Origin of the sequence: Bacteroides sp. AM23-12 (assembly GCF_003434395.1) — a bacterium.
Taxonomy (GTDB): domain Bacteria; phylum Bacteroidota; class Bacteroidia; order Bacteroidales; family Bacteroidaceae; genus Bacteroides; species Bacteroides thetaiotaomicron.
The window spans coordinates 74,526-95,108 of the sequence record NZ_QTLF01000016.1 but is presented as its reverse complement, the minus strand read 5'-3'; the positions used below and the strand labels follow the sequence as shown (position 1 = coordinate 95,108).

14 protein-coding genes and 1 tRNA gene are annotated in these 20,583 nt (G+C 42.8%); 13 read left to right on the top strand and 2 right to left on the bottom strand.

Going from position 1 to position 20,583, the window contains the following annotated elements:
* Positions 1–259: 259 nt before the first annotated feature.
* On the bottom strand, positions 260–4,258 hold the full coding sequence (locus DW640_RS14245) for an ATP-binding protein (RefSeq protein ID WP_199610383.1): 3,999 nt from the start codon (positions 4,256–4,258) through the stop codon (positions 260–262).
* Between the two features lie 469 nt (positions 4,259–4,727).
* On the opposite strand from DW640_RS14245, the gene DW640_RS14240 reads away from it, so the two are divergent.
* From DW640_RS14240 to DW640_RS14230, 3 genes are all read left to right on the top strand, one after another.
* A complete protein-coding gene (locus DW640_RS14240) occupies positions 4,728–5,501 on the top strand; it encodes a class I SAM-dependent methyltransferase (protein ID WP_016269040.1) in 774 nt (257 codons plus the stop codon).
* A 72-nt stretch (positions 5,502–5,573) separates the two neighbouring features.
* Positions 5,574–5,924, top strand: coding sequence for a helix-turn-helix domain-containing protein (locus DW640_RS14235; protein WP_008761814.1), 351 nt, complete (start codon positions 5,574–5,576; stop codon positions 5,922–5,924).
* Positions 5,925–5,938: 14 nt separating this feature from the next.
* On the top strand, positions 5,939–6,157 hold the full coding sequence (locus DW640_RS14230) for a hypothetical protein (protein ID WP_008767260.1): 219 nt from the start codon (positions 5,939–5,941) through the stop codon (positions 6,155–6,157).
* On the opposite strand, the gene DW640_RS14225 is transcribed toward DW640_RS14230, so the two are convergent.
* The gene (locus tag DW640_RS14225) at positions 6,141–6,845 is read right to left on the bottom strand and encodes an NAD-dependent deacylase (protein ID WP_008761812.1); all 705 of its coding nucleotides are present in this window, start codon (positions 6,843–6,845) and stop codon (positions 6,141–6,143) included. The genes DW640_RS14230 and DW640_RS14225 overlap by 17 nt on opposite strands.
* Positions 6,846–7,316: 471 nt before the next feature.
* On the opposite strand from DW640_RS14225, the gene DW640_RS14220 reads away from it, so the two are divergent.
* The 10 genes from DW640_RS14220 to DW640_RS14175 all read left to right on the top strand — a co-directional run bounded on the left by DW640_RS14220 (position 7,317) and on the right by DW640_RS14175 (position 20,450).
* A complete protein-coding gene (locus DW640_RS14220) occupies positions 7,317–7,901 on the top strand; it encodes an FKBP-type peptidyl-prolyl cis-trans isomerase (protein WP_008761811.1) in 585 nt (194 codons plus the stop codon).
* Between the two features lie 20 nt (positions 7,902–7,921).
* A complete protein-coding gene (locus DW640_RS14215; protein ID WP_008761810.1) occupies positions 7,922–8,797 on the top strand; it encodes an FKBP-type peptidyl-prolyl cis-trans isomerase in 876 nt (291 codons plus the stop codon).
* 160 nt (positions 8,798–8,957) lie between these two features.
* Positions 8,958–9,422 carry an Lrp/AsnC family transcriptional regulator gene (locus DW640_RS14210; protein ID WP_005928359.1) on the top strand — a complete coding sequence of 155 codons (465 nt, stop codon included), beginning with the start codon at positions 8,958–8,960 and terminating at the stop codon, positions 9,420–9,422.
* A 4-nt stretch (positions 9,423–9,426) separates the two neighbouring features.
* The gene (locus DW640_RS14205) at positions 9,427–9,738 is read left to right on the top strand and encodes a DUF4491 family protein (RefSeq protein WP_008761809.1); all 312 of its coding nucleotides are present in this window, start codon (positions 9,427–9,429) and stop codon (positions 9,736–9,738) included.
* Positions 9,739–9,831: 93 nt separating this feature from the next.
* Positions 9,832–9,905: transfer RNA gene (locus DW640_RS14200), tRNA-Ile, on the top strand.
* Between the two features lie 937 nt (positions 9,906–10,842).
* Positions 10,843–12,198 carry an SWIM zinc finger family protein gene (locus DW640_RS14195; RefSeq protein ID WP_072067070.1) on the top strand — a complete coding sequence of 452 codons (1,356 nt, stop codon included), beginning with the start codon at positions 10,843–10,845 and terminating at the stop codon, positions 12,196–12,198.
* Entirely contained in the window at positions 12,186–15,032 is a 2,847-nt protein-coding gene (locus tag DW640_RS14190; RefSeq protein WP_117578547.1) for a DUF6493 family protein, read from the top strand. The genes DW640_RS14195 and DW640_RS14190 overlap by 13 nt, the downstream gene beginning before the upstream one ends.
* Positions 15,033–15,179: 147 nt before the next feature.
* On the top strand, positions 15,180–18,083 hold the full coding sequence (locus tag DW640_RS14185) for a DUF6493 family protein (RefSeq protein ID WP_117578545.1): 2,904 nt from the start codon (positions 15,180–15,182) through the stop codon (positions 18,081–18,083).
* Between the two features lie 261 nt (positions 18,084–18,344).
* Positions 18,345–19,223, top strand: coding sequence for a M15 family metallopeptidase (locus DW640_RS14180; protein ID WP_061473477.1), 879 nt, complete (start codon positions 18,345–18,347; stop codon positions 19,221–19,223).
* Between the two features lie 36 nt (positions 19,224–19,259).
* Positions 19,260–20,450 (top strand): SAM-dependent methyltransferase, encoded by a 1,191-nt coding sequence (locus tag DW640_RS14175; protein ID WP_182014920.1) that lies wholly within the window; start codon positions 19,260–19,262, stop codon positions 20,448–20,450.
* Positions 20,451–20,583: the final 133 nt, after the last annotated feature.

Here is a 20,583-nt window from a genome sequence, read left to right as displayed (position 1 = left end):
AATTTTGCAAAAAGAACATTTCTGCATCCACATGGAAGATTTGGTCACCTATAATGGAAGATTTGGATACATCGCCCTTCTTTTTCTGCACAAATGATGTTATCCAACGTATAGCAACCTATAGGCAGACATTGGGGGGATTAATACCTGGTTTGTCAGGTATTAACAGCTGATATATCAGGTATTAACAACTGAATTGTCGGATATTAATAGCTGATATGCCGGATATTAATACTTGAGAAGTCAGGTAATGAAACAACTACTCCTTCCTACTCCTGACTCCTTGCGGAGCAATCCCGAAGAAGGCTTTAAAGGATTTGCTGAAATAACGGGGAGAAGAAAAGCCGAGCCGAACGGAAATCTCTGTTATATTTAGTTCCGGATGCTCTGTCAGCAAAGACATAGCTTCATCCAGCTTCACTTTCAAGATGAACTCATTCGGAGTCAACCCGGTCATTTGTTTAAACTGCATATATAATTTGCTACGTCCCATACATAATTCTGAAGCAAGCGCAGTAACATCAAAATCAGGGTTCTCAAAATTCTCTCTGACAATATTTACACATTTCGTCAGCAGTTCTTTATCTTTCTCATTAATAGCTTCCGCTACAGGAGATTCCGTAATGACCTTACCCGCATAATGTGCAATCAGACGTTTCTTGTTTTTTATCAAGTTATTGCAACGGGCCACCAATACCTTTATATTAAACGGCTTCGTTATATAATCATCCGCTCCGAACATCAAACCTTCTACAACATATTCCACAGAAGTCTGTGCTGTCAACAGAACGACAGAAATATGAGAAAGTTCTACATTGGTCTTGATTTTATAGCACAAGTCCTTACCTGACATCTCAGGCATAATCACATCACTTACTATCAGATCCGGTTGTATTTGTTGCGCCATCTCCAGTCCTTCGCGTCCATTACACGCAGTATATACATTATACATCGGTAAGAATATATCTTCCAGCATGGACAATAGTTCGGTATTATCATCTACCAAAAGAATCGTAGGCTTATCTTCTTCATCCATATTTTTCTGCGATTCAGGTTCTTTTATCTCTTCCGCCATCAACTGTCCATAAGAAGATACAGAAGCTTCCGGAATAATCAGTGACTCCCGACCTTCCGTCACAGCCATCTCTTCATCACTGAAATGTCGGTTTCCTAAAGGTAGAGACAAGATAAACTTAGTACCCTCACCAACAGTACTTTCTACCTCAATCTTTCCATGATGCATATTCATAATTCCTTTTGCCAACGCCAATCCGATGCCTGTCCCCAAAGTAAAAGAAGAGGAAGAAGAGGCATTATCCGTCTGATAGAACCGGTCGAATATCTTCGAAATATGTTCAACCGGAATCCCAATACCCGTATCACACACTGAAACTACGGCCTGTGAAGCAACTTTCCTTACTTCTACAGTTATATTTCCCTTATTGGATGTATACTTAAAAGCATTCGACAATAAATTAAAAATCACTTTCTGTAACTGTATTGGATCAAACCAGACAGAAATCGTTTCCTCTACAGAATCAAAGCGATATGTGATCTCCTTTTTTTGTGCATATTCATAAAAACACATATAAATCTGACGAGTAAAAGTAACCAAATTCTGTTCTTCAACTCTGAGTTTCAAATAACCCTGCTCCTGTTTGCGAAAATCGAGCAACTCGGAGATCAAATTCCGCATATGCCAGGCGTTTTTATATATACGCTGAATACGATTATAAACGGTTGTGCCCAAATCCATTTGCATCAATACTTCAATTTGCCCCAGAATAAGCGTTAATGGAGTACGAAATTCATGAGAAATATTAGTAAAGAAGCGCAATTTTACTTGATTGAGTTCTTCAATCCTCTCTTTTTCTTTTCGCTCAAACTCCAATGAAGACCTCAGAGCCGCCTGCCGTGTTTTAAAACGAACAAATGCGACCATCAATGCAGTCAGACAAAGGACATAAAACAGATATGCCCATATGGTAGCATAAAAAGGAGCGGAAACATGTATATTCAAGCAGATTGCATCTTTCAAACTCTCCTTATTTTCCATCGAACGAACTTTGAGCGTATAATCTCCGGGAGGCAGATTGGTGTAAGTAACCGTAGTGCCGGAAGTCTGGGTCCACACTTTATCGAAGCCATCCAGATAATATTCAAACAAACGATTACGGTCACTATTATAATTAAAAGTAGCAAATTCCACTGTTACGTTATTCTGCTGATAGCTTAAAAAGATATCCGATGTTTTCGCCAATATCTCAGTCAGGATGCCGGACTCATCACCAGGAACTATTTCTTCATTGAAAATAAACAATTTATCAAAATTCAAGAAGCTTTTGACCTGAGATTCATAAAAGGACCGCTCTTGAAACATAGCCAATCCATTGGTACCACTTATATAAATAATCCCATTTTTGCTTCGATATAAAGCGGACCCCAAATTATAAGTCTGACGAAACAAGTGATAAGTCTCTTCTGTAACCTCTTTTTCACGATCAAAGATAGAAAGCCCTTTCCCATGCAAAACAAGCAGACAATTATCCCTGGCAGACTCGCAGATATAATAACAATAATTACTCGGAAGTACTCCATTGGCAGTTCCGTAAGACTTGAAAGCATCCTGTTTCTCTTGATACTTGAATATCCCCGCGCCAATTGTACTAAAATAAATATCTCCTTTATTATCTTCAAAAATATGCACGGTTTTGTATCTTCCTACCGTCAACGTGTCTTTCTCGCTATCCGCCAAATATTGAGTCACTTTTGAAGAAGATAAATTGACGCACACTATCCCTCCGCCACCAACAGCAAGCCACATACGCTGCCGGCTATCGATCAGAAACGTTTCAAAAGCATATTCCCGACTGATCAATTTCTGGACAGACGGATCATCCGTAAGCGGTGAGAATTTCTCGGTCACCGGATCAAAAAACACCGGACCACCTTGTGTCAACATCGCAATGCCATCCTTATACTCCTGAATATCGTTCACAATCTCATGAGGCAACGAGGCAGGGTCACCGGTAACATGATGGAGAGTGTGTCCCTTGTTCGATTTTAAATCCAGAACGAACAATCCTCCTAAATGAGTCCCCGCATACAATCGATTGTTCTCCTTTCTATAAAAAACCGACTTGACATTATTACTCCCTAATGTACTCTGATCTCCTTTTTGATACATATATCGGGAGAAAACGCCAGTATCCCCATGATAACAATTCAGCCCTCCACCTTCAGTACAGATCCACACATTTCCTGCACTATCTTCAGTCATTTTACCGACTACCGGAAAGCTGAGACAGTCTTCACGTAAAGGTTCGGCACAATAAAAGCTATGATTATTCTTATCAGGATTGAATACATTCACTCCTCCATAATAAGTCCCGACCCAAATATTACCTTGCATATCTTTATGAAGAGAGAGAATAGAAGTATGGCTTAAAGAATTCGAAGAACTTCCATAACGCGTATAATGACTCCACGTATCAGTAATCGGATCGTAACAATCGATTCCCTTGAACGTACCTACCCAAATATGCTTAAAATCATCTTCCAGCACGCATCGGACCTGATTATCGGATAATTCCCCCATTCCCGAATGACTAACATAAGCGGTTGTCTCCCGATCGGGAGAAACACGGTATAATCCGTTCCAGGCTCCCACCCATATATTTCCGGAACTATCACCCAAAATACAATTACCCTTATCAAGGGTAAGTAAAATCTCTTGCCGAAGAGGGTCTTCACGTGATATTGCGACCAAGTATTTTCTGGTAACCACCCATACAGTCTCTCTGTCTACATAGAGTGCTCTTCCCACAAAACCTTTCTGCACACGAGCAAAGAACGTCAGCTCTGTACCCTGTCCCGTATAATAATAAATGCCGTCTGCACAACTCACCCAAAGTGTATCTTTCTTACAAAACAGTCCATACACACCTTTCTGTCGCAGACAAGTGAATTGCTCCGTATAAATATCCAGTTTAATCAGATCGTTTCCCGAACGAATATACATTCTTCCGTTCTTATCTCCACATAATTCGTTAATCTCATTATTAGTCAGTCCATGATTACTTTCCGAAGGCTGGAATACTCTTACATCCTTACCGTTGTATCTATTCAGTCCCTCAGTAGTTCCCAGCCAGACTGCCCCTAACTCATCCTGATAAATTGATGGGATACACACCTGAGATAATCCATCAGATACTCCCAAATGCTTAAAATAATGATTAGTGGCTTCCGCCATTACCATAGATAAAAGACTTAAGAGAAAGGTTATTGTTCTTCGCCACATTTTACACATAATTATATTGCGGGTAGCAAAAATACAAAAAAAACATAATTATTGGTTAAGAATCTCTTTAATTTATACCCTTCCAGCCGAAATGCAGTTTATTCATTTGACGATTCTTGCTAAAATACAGTCCCACAGTATTTTTTCAAGGAAAAATCAATGGTGTTTTTAGGTTAAAACCATATCTTTGCCACAAACTAAAAAGAATAATTGGATGTTAATCACATTTACATTCCGCAAGGATCTCGTTCTGTAAATAATCTGTAAGTCTTCCTCTCATTACAGATTATCCCTTACATTTTCTCCGGCATATTCATGTCAGAGTTGATTTCTATTTTCTAAAAAAATAACAACTATTGTAGGTTCAAATGGTTTTATGCATCCCCCGTATGCCTCCATTTGACGTACACCTAAAACATTAAAAACAATGAGTAACAATAATACATCTATACATGATTTCGATTTCTCTTTCATATGTAACTACTTCAAGCTGCTGAAACGTCAAGGTCCCGGAAGTCCGGAAGCCACACGCAAAGCTGTAAGTTTCATCAACGAACTGACCGATGATGCAAAGATTGCCGATATCGGCTGCGGCACAGGAGGTCAGACACTGTTTCTGGCTGACTACGTGAAAGGACAGATTACGGGCATAGACCTCTTTCCCGATTTTATCGAAATATTCAATGAGAATGCGGTGAAAGCCAATTGCGCCGACAGAGTAAAAGGAATCACCGGATCAATGGATAATCTCCCGTTTCAGAACGAGGAACTCGATCTGATCTGGTCCGAAGGAGCAATCTACAATATAGGATTCGAACGTGGGATGAACGAATGGAACAAATACCTGAAAAAAGGCGGTTTCATCGCAGTGAGCGAAGCATCCTGGTTCACTTCGGAACGCCCTGCGGAAATAGAAGACTTCTGGATGGACGCCTATCCGGAAATCAGCGTGATCCCGACATGTATTGACAAGATGGAAAGGGCCGGATATACTCCAACAGCCCATTTCATCCTACCGGAGAACTGCTGGACAGAACATTATTTTGCCCCACAAGATGAAGTACGGGAGACATTCATGAAAGAACACGCGGGAAATAAAACTGCGATGGATTTCATGAAAGGTCAGCAGTACGAACGAAGTCTGTATAGTAAATATAAAGATTACTATGGCTACGTATTCTATATAGGACAAAAAAGATAATCATTATCTGCCGGAGAAGTTGGCAAGATAGGACAACTCTCCGGCTCTTATTATTCTTTATTTTGCATTAAAATGGAAACGAAAGAAATAAATAGGCAGGAATATAAATTACGGATCGACAAAGTGACCGAATATATTCATCAAAACATAGACCAACCTCTATCATTGCATAAGATGGCAGGAATCGCGTGCTTTTCTCCTTTCCACTTTCATCGCGTTTTCACGTTTCTGACGGGCGAAACACCAACGGAATACATCAAACGCACCCGGATTGAAAAAGCAGCGCTGCTACTACAGAATGACAGGCAACTGTCTGCGACCGAAATTGCCGGTCGTTGTGGTTTCAGCAGTTTATCACTCCTCAGCCGCAACTTTAAACAACATTTCAATATCACTATCCGTGAATTTCGTTCACAGGAATAAACACCTAAAAAGACATGGAAAATCAGATTCTAATTTTTCGGACCTCCATCACGAAGAGACGCGACATCAAGCTCATCGGAAGTCTCCTGGCAAAGTTCCCGCAAATCACTCGATGGAATGTAGATTTCGAGGACTGGGAGAAGGTATTAAGAATCGAGTGCAGCAATATCACCGCACTCGAGATTTCGGAAACACTCCGGAATAGTCATATCTTTGCTACGGAGCTGGAATAAGCAGTTGTTTCAGTTCCTCCACCCCTTCAGAAGCTCCTTTCCGAAGGACATGTATCGAACGGGAAGTATGTGTATCCACCGGCTTCGGGTCTATCAGATACACCTCTGCTCCTCTCGGTACATAATGCAGCAAACCTGCCGCAGGATATACATTGAGCGATGTGCCGATGATAACGAATATATCCGCCTTTTCTACATATCGGACAGCTGTCTCAATCTCCGGCACCGCCTCTCCGAACCAGACAATAAAAGGACGCAACTGAGTTCCGTCACCAGCCTTATCCCCCATTTTCACTTCATACTCTTCCGGCTTCAGTTCCTTTATATAATGAGGGTTATACGGGTCTCTGCTGGAACAGACCTTTGTCAACTCACCATGCAAGTGAATGATATGGCTGCTTCCTGCCCGTTCGTGCAGATTATCTACATTCTGTGTGATAACCGTCACATTGAAATTCTTTTCCAGCTCCGCCAGCAGTTCATGTCCGCGATTCGGCTTCACTTCCAGCAATTGTTTCCTTCGTGCATTATAGAAGTTAATCACCAATGCAGGATCACGCTGGTATCCTTCGGGAGTAGCTACCTGCTCCACAGGATATTTATCCCACAAACCGCCCGCATCACGAAATGTGCTGATTCCACTTTCGGCACTCATGCCCGCACCTGTCAATACTACCAGATTCTTCATAACCGCTCCTCCTTATTATTAAAAGATATACAAATGTAATCAGAATCATTGAATAAAGGAAAACTTCCGCCCGCATAATCTAATCAGACAGATACAAGAATTTAATGCTGCCCATACAAAGGCTTACTGCCGGTCATGCAAAAAACTATTCGTCTGACAGATGTGTTTCTTTCGTCTGACAGTTGTCAGACGAAAAATCAACAGTTGTCAGACGCAAGTTCAACAGCTGTCAGACGAATAAATTCCAGCATAAACGAACTTAAACAGTAAGAACACAAAGATTAAATCTTAGGAATGAAGGAATTAATTCCTTAAAGAAAAGAGACTAACTTTCACGGATATAAGAATTTTTAAATACTAAATGCTAAATCATTCAAATAAAACGTGTACTTTTGCGATTCATAAATTTGCAATTGATTGAAAGCTAAAACCATGAAGGTGATATGCTTCAATCTTCAACAAAAACATTATATGGATAAATTCAGTTACGCTATTGGCCTCGGAATCGGTCAAAACTTATTAAGCATGGGTGCAAAAGGCATCGCCGTAGATGACTTTGCACAAGCAATTAAAGATGTATTGGAAGGTAATCAGACGGCTATCAGCCATCAGGAAGCCCGCGAAATAGTGAACAAGTATTTCGAAGAACTGGAAGCTAAGATGGGCGCTGCCGCCATCGAACAAGGAAAAGCTTTCCTCGAAGAAAATAAGAAAAAGCCGGGCGTGGTTACGCTGCCCAGCGGACTGCAATACGAAGTGATCAACGAAGGCACAGGCAAAAAAGCGAAAGCTACCGATCAGGTAAAATGCCACTACGAAGGCACACTGATCGATGGTACACTGTTCGACAGCTCTATCAAGCGCGGAGAACCGGCTGTATTCGGCGTCAATCAGGTAATCCCGGGATGGGTGGAAGCATTACAACTGATGCCCGAAGGTTCCAAATGGAAACTCTATATTCCGTCCGACCTTGCTTATGGCGCCAGAGGTGCCGGAGAAATGATTCCTCCTCACAGCACATTGGTATTTGAAGTAGAATTACTCGAAGTATTATAAATAAAAAATTTCAAAGCAAAATGAAAAAAGTTAGTATTTTTATGGCAATCGCCGCTGCTGCAAGTCTTGCTTCTTGTACAGCTCAAGCTCCTAAAGCAAATCTGAAAACAGACATCGATTCACTGTCTTACTCTATCGGTATGGCTCAGACTCAAGGTCTGAAAGGCTATCTGACAGGCCGTCTGGACGTTGATACTGCTTACATGGCAGAATTCATCAAAGGTTTGAACGAAGGTGCAAACAAGACTAGCAAGAAAGACATCGCTTATATGGCAGGTCTTCAGATCGGTCAGCAGATCAGCAACCAGATGATGAAAGGTATCAACCAGGAACTGTTCGCTGGTGACTCTACCAAAACGATCAGCAAAGACAACTTCATGGCTGGTTTCATCGCAGGTACACTGGAAAAAGGTGGCGTGATGACTATGGAAGCTGCTCAGGAATATACTCGCACAGCTATGGAAACTATCAAAGCGAAAGCTATGGAAGAAAAATACGCTGACAATAAAGCTGCCGGTGAAAAATTCCTTGCTGAAAACAAAACTAAAGAAGGTGTGAAAACTACTGAAAGCGGATTGCAGTACAAAGTAATCACTGAAGGTAAAGGTGAAATCCCTGCTGACACTTGCAAAGTGAAAGTGAACTATAAAGGTACTTTGATCGACGGTACAGAATTCGACAGCTCTTACAAACGTAACGAGCCTGCTACTTTCCGTGCCAACCAAGTAATCAAAGGCTGGACAGAAGCTCTGACTATGATGCCTGTAGGTTCTAAATGGGAACTTTACATCCCGCAAGAACTCGCTTACGGTTCAAGAGAATCAGGACAGATCAAACCGTTCTCTACTCTGATTTTCGAAGTTGAGTTGGTAGGTATCGAAAAAGATAAGAAATAAGAAAGTATCTTTCTAAATAGAAAAAGGAAAGGGGTGCAAAGTCTTTGCACTCCTTTTTTTTGCTTTTTCCTATTTTTTTTCCCGTAAAAGAAGAATAATTAAAATAAATCTCTATATTTGCTTACTATTTGATAACAACAGGAAATTATAATTTATTATTATGGAAAAAATAGACAACCTCGACAGGCAGATTCTAGAGATTATTTCACAGAATGCCCGCATCCCTTTCAAAGACGTAGCAGCCGAATGCGGAGTGTCACGTGCAGCTATCCATCAACGCGTACAAAGACTGATTGACTTGGGCGTCATCGTAGGCTCAGGCTATCACGTAAACCCGAAGTCACTAGGTTACAGAACTTGTACATACGTGGGAATCAAACTGGAAAAAGGTTCTATGTACAAATCAGTGGTGGCCGAGTTGCAAAAGATTCCGGAAATTGTGGAATGTCATTTCACTACCGGTCCTTATACCATGCTGACCAAACTCTACGCATGCGACAACGAACATCTGATGGACTTGCTGAATAACAAAATGCAAGAAATACCGGGTGTGGTTGCTACAGAAACACTGATTTCTCTGGAACAGAGTATCAAAAAAGAAATTCCTATCCGCGTAGAAAAATAACAGAATGGAATTCCTGAATGAATATCACCTTGCCGGGTTATTTATCGGAATTTGTACCTTTTTGATTATCGGCCTTTTTCACCCTGTCGTGGTAAAGGCCGAATATTATTGGGGTACCAAATGCTGGTGGATATTCCTGATACTAGGCATGGCAGGCGTCGCGGCATCACTGAGCGTCGACAATGTCATTCTGTCTTCTCTGTTAGGGGTATTTGCCTTCTCCTCGTTTTGGACCATCAAAGAGGTCTTTGAGCAGGAAGACCGGGTGAAAAAAGGCTGGTTCCCCAAGAACCCGAAACGCAAATATAAGTTCTGAGAAGAGAAAGTATTGTAGTTTTTTATTGTTAGGACTTGCATATTTCAATAGAAAATACTACTTTTGTCACCGCATCCAGTAAACGGATACACCGGACTTGTAGCTCAGTTGGTTAGAGCAACAGACTCATAATCTGGAGGTCCCTGGTTCAAGCCCAGGCTGGTCCACAAAAAAAATGGTTGTAACACAAGTTGTTACAACCATTTTTTATATCCGGCATCGGGGACCGAATCTATTACTTCCTCTAATTTTTGCCTCCTTTCAGAGAATTTATTCCATGCCCAAAGTATATGAGAATATACTAGTTCCCACAAGATTATGATTTTAAAGATACGGAAGAGGTAAATAAAACGGGCATCATTAAAGAAACCCTAGATAGGGACTAACTAAAAAGGCAATAGTATCTCCAATTCCCCTCCTTCGGGAAAGAGGGGTGGCTGAAAGCCGGGGTGGTAGGTAAACAAGGTTATCTCTAATTTACTATAAATAAAAGAATTGCGTATTCACCTACCACCTCCCCCTACGGGTACTCCTCCTTCCCGAAGGAGGAGAGTTAAGATACTACCGACTTTTTAGTCAGCCAAAAAAAATCCCATTTTGAAAACCACTCTTGGCACCAAAATGGGATAACACAAACAAAACAAACAATATTGGAGCGATTTTCACAAACAGCTTCCTTTTCTTAATCTATATTTCATAACACTTATTAGTTCTCTCTAATGTGAAAGTAATATTTCACCGCAAAAATATTATTTCTCCATTACATATAAAAAATCTATATAATTGTAGTTATAAAAAATAATTTATTTAGATATAAAGATCTATCTAAAACTATTAAGAATAATTTTTAATAATCAAATAACTCTTTATTTATCAGCAACATACAATAAACAATCATTTATACTGAAACAAAAAACAATCCATAAAAACGAACATTGACTTTCGCATTCAAAACGCAAAAGCGAAGCAAACAACCTAAAATATTTCACTTTATAAAATCACAATCCCAGCATCACAAACAGAGTAAACTACTCAACAAGTTTCCATTCTGAGATTTAATTTCTATATTTGGGAAATGTCCAACAAGCACTTATATATTTATCTATGACCGATACTATTTCATATCAATACGCTGCTCCGTCTGTGTTACAACGTTCGTCTGATCAAGACGAATTATTTCTGGCAAAATACAGTGAAATAGAAAAGAAAGAAGCTCCCTGTTTCTTTTGGGGGAAGTTGACACAACCTTATATGACGGCACGCTGCCTCATTGCGTTGTCCAACGTAGTACAATCCAGTTTTAATCTGACTCCTGCCCAGCTTTCCATGCTGAAAGACCCGATTGTAACGGCAGGAAATGAACGTTTACGCTTCGAAGGATTTTCGAATTGTGCAGGCGTATATGCCAGAGTCGACGTACTGCCCGATGGACACGACGGAGAGTTTCTGGAGAACGGAACAACGAATGTTGACTTCAATGCCGGTATGATTTCTGCATTGGGAAGCATCAGCAAACAAGAAAAAGTAGTGATGTCAGTCGGACCTAAGGAGGTAGGGCTTTACAATAAAGGTGAAAAAGTAATAGAACGCAAAGTACCGCTGCCCGTAAAATGGATAAAGGGGCTGACCACGGTACAGATTTACCAGTCTGTTGCCGAACGGATGTATTCTTTCAATCGCATACAGACTTTGCAACTCTTTCAGACACTCCCCAAAGGAACCGTGAAATGTGACTATTATTTGGTGATGCGCGGACAAAAACCGGCCTTTTCACCGGTGAAAAGTCTGAATGCCGTTTGTATCGGAGGAGTACATCGTCTGCGCCTGCTCGAACCCCTGTTGCCATTTGCCGACGAGCTGAGAGTCTTTGTTCATCCGACAATGCAATCGACCATCTGGCAACTCTATTTCGGTCCGGTTCGTTTCAGCCTTTCCCTGTCGAGGGAATGTTGGCGCGGATTCTCAGGAGAAGGTGCGGCATTGGACGCTCTGCTTGAAGACGTACCGGAGAAATGGATAGAAGCGATGGATAAATACAGTTACGCCAACCAGCAGTTCAACCCCACTCTTTTCGCTATTGAGGAGCACATTGATCTCGATAAGGTGGATTCTCTGTCCGCACGACTGGCAGCTATGGGGTTACTGGGATTCGACTTGGATGAGAATAGTTTCTTTTATCGTCGCCTGCCTTTTAAGACAGAGCGCATCCTGAGTCTCAATCCGCGTATGATGGCTGCCGAGAAGCTATTGGAAGAAGAGAAAGTGGAAATTATATCAAATGACGGAAACCAGACAGAAGCACGTGTCGCTGGGAGCGGAGGAGTAAGACATACGGTTATTCTGGACAGGGAAGGTGAGAAAGAACGCTGCACCTGTACCTGGTTTAGCGGCAATCAGGGAGAACGGGGAGCCTGCAAACATATTTTGGCAGTAAAGAAACTTGTACAATGGAAGAACTGAAACGCGAGTTGGAGAAATTATCCAAAACTTATGTGGATACTCCGGAGAAAGAAGAAAAGATATTGATACCTTTTATCAAAAGGTTGTTAGAACTTTCAGTGAAAGAACGGAGAAAACTCCTGCCCACTATCCGGGAACTGCAATGGATAAAAGGCAAGTTTAGTGAAACTTTTTGCGATCATCACCGGGCACGCTTTCTGGGTGCCGTACAGTTCGTATGTGGCAACAAACGAGAAATGGACCTGGGATACCACATAGACTTCAACTTACTTTGCAAATTGCTTTCTCTTTATACTCCCAGTTGGCTGGCAGAGTATATAAATGATGCGGAAAGTTACTTGAATTTCAATATATCCTACGAACAGCTCATGCAGCTGATAGATATGGGCTATATGCAGGAACTCTCTCCAAAACGTATCGCACAAATATTGCCCGGTTATATCTGTATCAGATCTTCCATTCCTAAAGGGAAAGACACTTTTAACAGCGATTTACTATTAAAAAGAGAAATCACCCTGAAAGAACACATTTGGTATCTTTTCGAACTGGAATCATCCATTGGTTATCATAATGACCGCGCCCAAACAGCCTATAAAGAAGGGACCACCTCACGGGATGAAAGCTTTAGCGCCGCCTTCTATCGCTTTTCTCTCGACGGACATCTGGACAGAAACCGGCTTCTGCGAGCAACACTTTCCACCTTCAACCGAAGTTTTAAAAAAGACATGGTAAATTGGTTTGCCGGACTCTTTGAAGAATTGCAGCCAAGGGTTGAAGAACTCATATCCCTGCAAGAGGAAATTATGCAAGTGTTCACCTCTCCATACACCAAACCGGTGAATGTGATGTTACAGCAATTAAAAAAGATTGCTTCCGAAGGCGAATTCCGCTATCAGGAGTTTATCGAGCGTGCGACTACTCTTTTCTTTTCCAGCCCCAAAAACTCACTGCTTACTATTTATTCCATTTTTGAGCAGATCGTTGCCGGGCACCCCGAAATGAAAGAAGCGTGTTGCATCCCACTCTGCCAACTATTCCTGAAGAAAGATGAAAGCCTGCAAAAGAAAGCTGCCAGCTTTATATCAAAGTACGGAGACGCATCCTCTTCTACATTGCAAGAGGCATTGCTATCTTACCAACCCGAGATGTTCCAGAGCGTACAGGATATACTTGTTTCTTTCATGAAGCAGCCTGCGGAAGAAGCCGGCCTTCCCGAAACAACCTTCCAAGAAAAGGTTCGTATTTGTTGGGAAGACAACCGCATCCCGTTTCCTGCCAATAAAGAAGATTTTCTGTTCCAGCTCAGCCGCCTGTTCGACATGAATGAAAGTTGGGAAACAGACACAGCGATTGCCGCCCTCATCGCCTTCCATCCTCAGTTGGATGAAGAAGATTTCAGCCGGATGGAGCCTGTATTCCAACGGGCAGCCAACATCATTATCAATAGTTGGGCGGTATACGAGAACTTTCTTGCCACTTTCCTGCTGGAATATCAACGTTTATGGACACAAAAAGACACTGCCAACCAAGGATTCCTAAGTAAGCTCTTCACCCGCCTGGAAGAAAGACTCAAAGGAATAGACGCAAACAGAGGTGCCTACGACGAACGTGCTTTCAAACGTCTTGCAGACTGGCAACCAGCCTACAGCAATAGAACTTGTTTTGAACCTATCAAACAATTGTGGCTGGAAGTAATCCGTAAAATCCAAAAAGGCGACTCATTACCTTTACTCTCTACTCCGACACATAGCCCGGCATACATCCAGGCCACCGAACTTGTACGACGGCTCGCCGTTTATCAGGAAGCGAATGCAAAGCCTTGTTCATGGGATTTTCAGCTGGCCATAGCACGCTGCGCTTTAGAAGACAAGGAAGAAGCCATTGCTGTCGCCCGACAATTATTAAATAATGAATATCTGCATCTTTGTCTCTTTTTATTAGATAAAGGGACGCAGCCCGAACCACCGTACAATCATCCATCTGCCTGGCTTGCAGCCGGACTGGTGAAAGAGCCGGATACTGAATTCGAAGCATTCAAAAACTTCTCCTGCAATACGCTGCCCCACAATTACCTGACAGGAAATTATGGCTGGAAAGAACCGGCACAGAAAGAAAATCAATATGCAGCAGATGTACGTCTGCTCCAGCTCGATTTCTACAAGTGGCATGAGTATGCAGAACACAACAGCCACCAGCTTTGGCAAGAACATCTGGTCATCAACAGCAGATACAATATAGGCGATTCCGACTATATGGAACGTCTGTTCAGCTTCTTCCCCAACCAGCCGGAACCACTGGTTGCACAAATCATCAACTGCTACATGGACTTCAGTTCACCGCAGGAAGAGAGCAAACGCAGTGTAGCCAATGCTTTACGTATGTTATTGTCTTTTCACTGTCCGCTCCGGGAGATGAGTTTACTGTTGCTGGGCGGAGGCCTGCTTTTTGTTGACAAAACCGTCCGTTCATACGCTGCGGAGCTATGGGTGGAAGGCATCGCTAACAACAGAATAGACAATCACCGGTTAGGAGAAATAGTAGCACGAATTATCAATATGGGCATTGTTCCGCTAAAACGCTTCACCACAGAAGTGTATGAAAGCATATACAAACGAAGCGCCTTTCACAATCAACAACTGGAAGAGTTACTCACTGTATTGATCGGCGGATTGCCCGACAATCCGGTCACCGGACAAAAACAGTTACTCGAACTCTACGCGGAAGTGCTTCGCATGAACGGCCATTGCGTAACGGACGACAAAGTCCGCAAACGCCTGGAAATGTGGAAAAAGAATGCTAATCTGAAAAAAGTAGTTACTGCATTAGAAAGGTGATAAGTAATAGGTAACAGGTAATAAGTAATAGGTAATATTGCTTGGTATCAGTTTTTTATCATTTCAGGTGATCTTAATTGATTTAAAGTAGACTAATTTATAAACACGGATATTGTTATCATATATCCTTCAATCAAAATTATAACCATGACTGCACTAGAAACACAGCTTACCGAGATAGTAGAAAAAGAGCAAGGGCAGAAGATCATTCCTTTTCTGCAGAAACTGACACAGGAGGAGCGGAAGAGCCTCATCCCTTGCCTCAGCCGGTTGGAAGAATACTATAATAAGTTTGTCCAGCTGGAAGAAAGGACATATGGTACGCGTGCCACGTCGGGCCAGCATCACATTATTGATCTTGCCGCCCTTGTGATATTTCCCCTCAAGGAATTTCGCAAACACGAATGGGGGATAAACACAGCGCATCTGAACGAGATAGCCGCATGGCATATTCCCACGTGGCTGGACAGTTATTTCGTTGAAGGTGAAGGTAAGGAGTTCGGAGGCTTCTACAATATGGACTATGAGATATTGATGGACTGGATAGAAAGGGGAATTCTCACCGTTTCCCCCTCTCCGCAGACGATAGCAGGTTATCTGGTTAACTATATCCACACTACCCCCGTATTAGAAAAGCGGGATATTACAATCAACGAGCACATCTGGTATTTGTTTGAATACGACTGCGGACAAAACTGGCACGCCAATCCGGCCAAAGGATATCCTTATTATACATTCCAGCACTTCACCGAGAACGGAAAGTTAGACCGTATGCGTGTACTGAAAGAGTCTTTGCTGGCAATCAACCGGAACTTCAACAAGAACCTGTGCAGCTGGTTTGCCGGTATGTTTACGGCACTCAATCCCAGCGTTCAAGAACAACTGACATTGCAGCCGGAAATGTTTGCCGCACTATCTTCTCCCCATAGCCGTCCAATCAATATCATTCTCGGTCTTCTGAAGAATCTGTGCAGCCATCCACGGTTCCTGACAGATGATTTTCTGGATCAGACCACTGTCCTCTTCGCTTCGGACGTAAAAGCTGTCCATCAAAACACGCTGGGAGTTCTCAGCAAACTGGCGAAAGAGAAAAAAGAATATCATGATGCCATCTGTTGCGCTGCCACACAAGGGTTGATGAGTCGCGACGAATCTACTCAGAACAAGATAGTGAAACTGATTCAAACATTTGGAGAAACAGAGTCGCCCACATTGAAAGAAGCACTCTCTGCTTATGCAGAAACAATGCTGACCAGCACTAAAAAAGAGTTGGCAGCTTATCTGAAAGACAATGTTTCAGATGCTTTATCTACCGATAAAGTCTTGCTGACTACTCTTGACGAGCAGGCAAATGTCGCCTCCTTCGACTATGAACCGATGCCACCCATCCTTCGGGAAGACAACCGGATACAGGAAATTACTTCCATCGAAGACCTGCTATTTCTGGCCAGCCAAATACTAGATTCCAATGAGCTATACCACTTCGACCTTTTCCTGAATGCGTTGGTAGAATGGAATGAGCAACTGGAAGCGAAACATATCACCCAATGGACACCTGTTCTTCAACGTGCTTATAAGTTACTTATCAATGGCGGAAGTTCACGCAACGGAATATCGGATTCTATGATGGCAACGTTCCTTATCGACTATGCAAAACTATTAATCAAGCGTTTCCCCATAGAAGCAAAAGAACTGAGCACCCTACACGAGAAAATGGTGCAGAAAGACGAACTTCAGAAAGGTCAGTGGAGATATCGCAATCTGCAGAAAATAACCATCCGCCAGAAGAGTAATAAAAGAATGGAATTTCCTATTCACAAACAATTACTGTGCCGGACATTAGACCTTTTGGAAAGCAACGAGAACCGACTTCCCATGCTATCCACTCCTACGCATATGCCTGCATTTATTGACCCCATAGTTCTGATAAAAAGACTCGGACAATATCAGCAGGCCAATGCCGAGCCGGACGATATGGATATGCAGATAGCCCTGTCGAGGATGGCATTGAATGATTATCCCTCGCAAGACCTTCCGACTGTCCTTCAGGAATTGGAAGGGGAATACCAAAATTTGTTTTCCTTCTTGATGGGAGCAAAAGATGCAGTTCCACAAGCTCCCTTCGCCCACCCTTCATGGTGGATGACAGCAGGATTGATCAAATCACCGGAGACGGTTTATACTGAATTCAAAGATTTCTCTTATAGCAAAAGCTCACGCGAATTTCTGACGGGAAACTTCTCATGGTGGACTTTCCAAACGCCTCATTCATATACTGATTATCACAACAAAGTGGTCAACTGGACATCTTCAACCCTTAGTTTCAATGTTCCGGAAGGAGAGAACATCCACATCGTCAACAAAGGAAAGTATGATGAGAGAGTGAATTATCACTCGTATGACCCGCATCCGCTACTGGTGGAAATGTATTCACAGATAGAACGTTATGACGATATACAAAACGATCTGCCCCGCCTTGTATGGCTAGCTCCCAATACACCGGAACCATTGTTTGTATGGTGCATCCGCTGTGCCATTTATGATCCGATGCTAAATGAAGTGAGAGAAGTTGGTATCACCCAAGCCACTATAGAGGCACTTCACCAATTAAGGCACGAATGGCATGAGACCTCTTATCTGCTGGAAGCGAGTTGTATGCTGGTAGCCGACAAGACTTCCCGTTCTTATGCCGCCGGAATATGGACGGACCGTGTCAACACAGGATGTATAGACAGTGCACGTATCGGCAGGATACTGGGTTCGCACCAACGTACCGGATGGGGACCTCTGAAAAGACTTACCGACTTGATACAACAGCAAATGATAAACGTCAGCCCACTACACAACCGGGAACTGGAGCTGCTACTTACATCACTGATTGCCGAACTTCCGGAACAGCCTGTCAAGGAACTGAAGAAGCTGCTGGAAATATATTCGGAACTGCTGTCTGTCAATAACAGCAGAGTAACGGATGAACGTATTCTGCAACTACTCGAAATATGGAAGAATACGGCCAATCTAAAAAAAGTAATAGTCAGTATCAACCGCTGAAAATCCGGATAAATCACAGAAGAAGGTGTGCCGGTATTCAGACTATATTTGCATATAGGGTATAGTTACCGTTCATGCAGGGTATAGTAACCTAACATGCAGGATATATATGTCCAACGTACAGGGGATATATATCCAACACGCAGGGCATATATGTCCAACGCGCAGGATATATAGATCCAACAAACAGCGTAAAAAAGGCTTTTTATTGGTGCTAAATTCAAAAAGAAGTATCTTTGGCACACAAAACCCAAAGGAGTAATGATGATGCTGAAATATAGTTTATCTGTCTTTTGCTTTCTGCTGGCAGGGTATTCCTGTGTACCGGGGCATAAGGAGACGAAGACATCTGCAAAGGTCGAAACAACGTGCACAGACTCTATATGCGCAGGACCCGGAGATATAAGCCCCGAAGGTACAGCATCCGACTGTATATCCTTTGCTCATGCGGACTCCATTGATGCAGATTCTATTTATACATCCCCCTCGCAGAAAAATGAATCCGCCAGCACACTGGTTCCAAAACATCAGAAAAGCCCGATGGCTCTTTACATGGATTCTCTGGGACTAATAAATATAGCGGAGCTGGACAACAGCATCGCCATCAGCCTAATGTACACAAAAGCGGATAACTTCACCGGAGAAATTCTTTATGACAACCTGTCCGAAGCCTATCTGCATCCTCATGCGGCGTATGCCCTCTTAAAAGCACAAGAAGCACTGAAGGCACTGCATCCATCTTACAGTCTCATTATTTACGACGCTGCACGTCCGATGTCCGTACAGAGAAAAATGTGGGATGTGGTCAAAGGAACTTCCAAATACAGATATGTCTCCAACCCCAACCGTGGAGGCGGACTTCATAATTACGGCCTGGCGGTAGACATCAGCATTCAGGACTCGCTGGGGCGACCGTTGCCTATGGGCACAAAGGTCGATCATCTTGGAGTAGAAGCGCACATCACCGAAGAAGGCGAACTGATACGCAACGGAAAAATCACCAAAACAGAACGTCAGAACCGGATATTATTGAGGAAAGTAATGAAAGCCGCCGGATTCCGTGCATTGCCCAGCGAATGGTGGCATTTCAACTTCTGCAGCCGAGAAGAAGCCCGGAAGAAATACAACGTAATACCATAAACAAGTCCACCATATAACGCCGAATATAAACAACCTATGATGCAAATCTCCCCCGAAACCCAGCTCTTTATCCGCGAACATCAGACGGATGATGTACGTGCTCTGGCCCTGCAAGCCCGAAAATACCCGAATGTAGATATGCCGACCGCCATCACACAGATAGCAGGAAGGCAGGTTGCCGCCGAAAAGATTCCATCATGGAGCGACATGGATGATATATGGTACCCGAAGCACCTATCACTGGAGCAATGCTCGTCAGAAGTCACCGCCCGCTACAAAGCAACCCTTTTAAAAGGTAACTCCCTGACGGACCTGACCGGAGGATTCGGAATAGACTGTGCTTTCCTTGCTGCCAAATTCAAATCCGCCATTTACGTAGAACGCCAGCAGGAACTCTGCGAGATAGCAGCACACAACTTTCCCATCCTGAACCTAAACCATATCAACGTAAAGAACGAGGACGGAGTGAGTTATCTGCAAGCTATGTCTCCGGTAGACTGCATCTTCCTCGATCCTGCCCGCCGCAACGAGCACGGAGGAAAGACGGTTGCCATCTCAGACTGTGAACCCGATGTAGCCGAACTGGAAGAACTCTTACTGAACAAAGCGGGACAGGTCATGGTCAAACTCTCGCCCATGCTGGACTTGTCATTGGCACTGAAAGAGTTACAACACGTACAGGAAGTCCACATCATATCTGCCAATAATGAATGCAAAGAATTACTACTGATACTCGGACAAGCATCGGTAGAAGAAATATCCATCCATTGCGTAAATCTCCCTACCAAGGGGATACAGGAAGAACAGCATTTCGTATTCACCCGCGAACAGGAGCAGTGCAGCGAATGCAACTATACCAACGCACTGGAAAATTATCTCTATGAGCCGAACGCTTCACTCCTGAAAGCCGGAGCTTTCCGCAGCATCGCCTCCGCATTTCCTGTTAAAAAACTGCATCCTAACAGTCATCTTTATACTTCTGATGTGTTGGTCGAGAGCTTTCCCGGCAGGGCTTTCCACATCATTAGTCAATGCAGCCTTAATAAAAAAGAACTAAAAGAAAGTCTCGGAGACTTGAAAAAAGCAAATATCACAGTACGTAACTTTCCGGCTACGGTTGCCGAACTCCGTAAACGAATCAAATTGTCGGAAGGTGGAGACACTTATCTGTTTGCCAGCACCTTAAACAACGGGCAAAAAGTACTGATCCGCTGTGAGAAAGCCTGAGTCTGTAATAGCATTACAACACAGCCCCTTCCTGCACCATTACATCAGTATATGAAATAGGAACGATAAAAAAGGATAAGGATCACTCAGCTGTCCTTAAAATCCCAGACTGAATTTCCCGAAAAATAAATGA

What these genes read in the sequence shown, in the direction of transcription:
- DW640_RS14245 (WP_199610383.1), bottom strand. Translation starts at nt 4,258, where the DNA reads ATGGTAATGGCGGAAGCCACTAATCATTATTTTAAGCATTTGGGAGTA.
- DW640_RS14240 (WP_016269040.1), top strand. Translation starts at nt 4,728, where the DNA reads ATGAGTAACAATAATACATCTATACATGATTTCGATTTCTCTTTCATA.
- DW640_RS14235 (WP_008761814.1), top strand. Translation starts at nt 5,574, where the DNA reads ATGGAAACGAAAGAAATAAATAGGCAGGAATATAAATTACGGATCGAC.
- DW640_RS14230 (WP_008767260.1), top strand. Translation starts at nt 5,939, where the DNA reads ATGGAAAATCAGATTCTAATTTTTCGGACCTCCATCACGAAGAGACGC.
- DW640_RS14225 (WP_008761812.1), bottom strand. Translation starts at nt 6,845, where the DNA reads ATGAAGAATCTGGTAGTATTGACAGGTGCGGGCATGAGTGCCGAAAGT.
- DW640_RS14220 (WP_008761811.1), top strand. Translation starts at nt 7,317, where the DNA reads ATGGATAAATTCAGTTACGCTATTGGCCTCGGAATCGGTCAAAACTTA.
- DW640_RS14215 (WP_008761810.1), top strand. Translation starts at nt 7,922, where the DNA reads ATGAAAAAAGTTAGTATTTTTATGGCAATCGCCGCTGCTGCAAGTCTT.
- DW640_RS14210 (WP_005928359.1), top strand. Translation starts at nt 8,958, where the DNA reads ATGGAAAAAATAGACAACCTCGACAGGCAGATTCTAGAGATTATTTCA.
- DW640_RS14205 (WP_008761809.1), top strand. Translation starts at nt 9,427, where the DNA reads ATGGAATTCCTGAATGAATATCACCTTGCCGGGTTATTTATCGGAATT.
- DW640_RS14195 (WP_072067070.1), top strand. Translation starts at nt 10,843, where the DNA reads ATGACCGATACTATTTCATATCAATACGCTGCTCCGTCTGTGTTACAA.
- DW640_RS14190 (WP_117578547.1), top strand. Translation starts at nt 12,186, where the DNA reads ATGGAAGAACTGAAACGCGAGTTGGAGAAATTATCCAAAACTTATGTG.
- DW640_RS14185 (WP_117578545.1), top strand. Translation starts at nt 15,180, where the DNA reads ATGACTGCACTAGAAACACAGCTTACCGAGATAGTAGAAAAAGAGCAA.
- DW640_RS14180 (WP_061473477.1), top strand. Translation starts at nt 18,345, where the DNA reads ATGATGATGCTGAAATATAGTTTATCTGTCTTTTGCTTTCTGCTGGCA.
- DW640_RS14175 (WP_182014920.1), top strand. Translation starts at nt 19,260, where the DNA reads ATGATGCAAATCTCCCCCGAAACCCAGCTCTTTATCCGCGAACATCAG.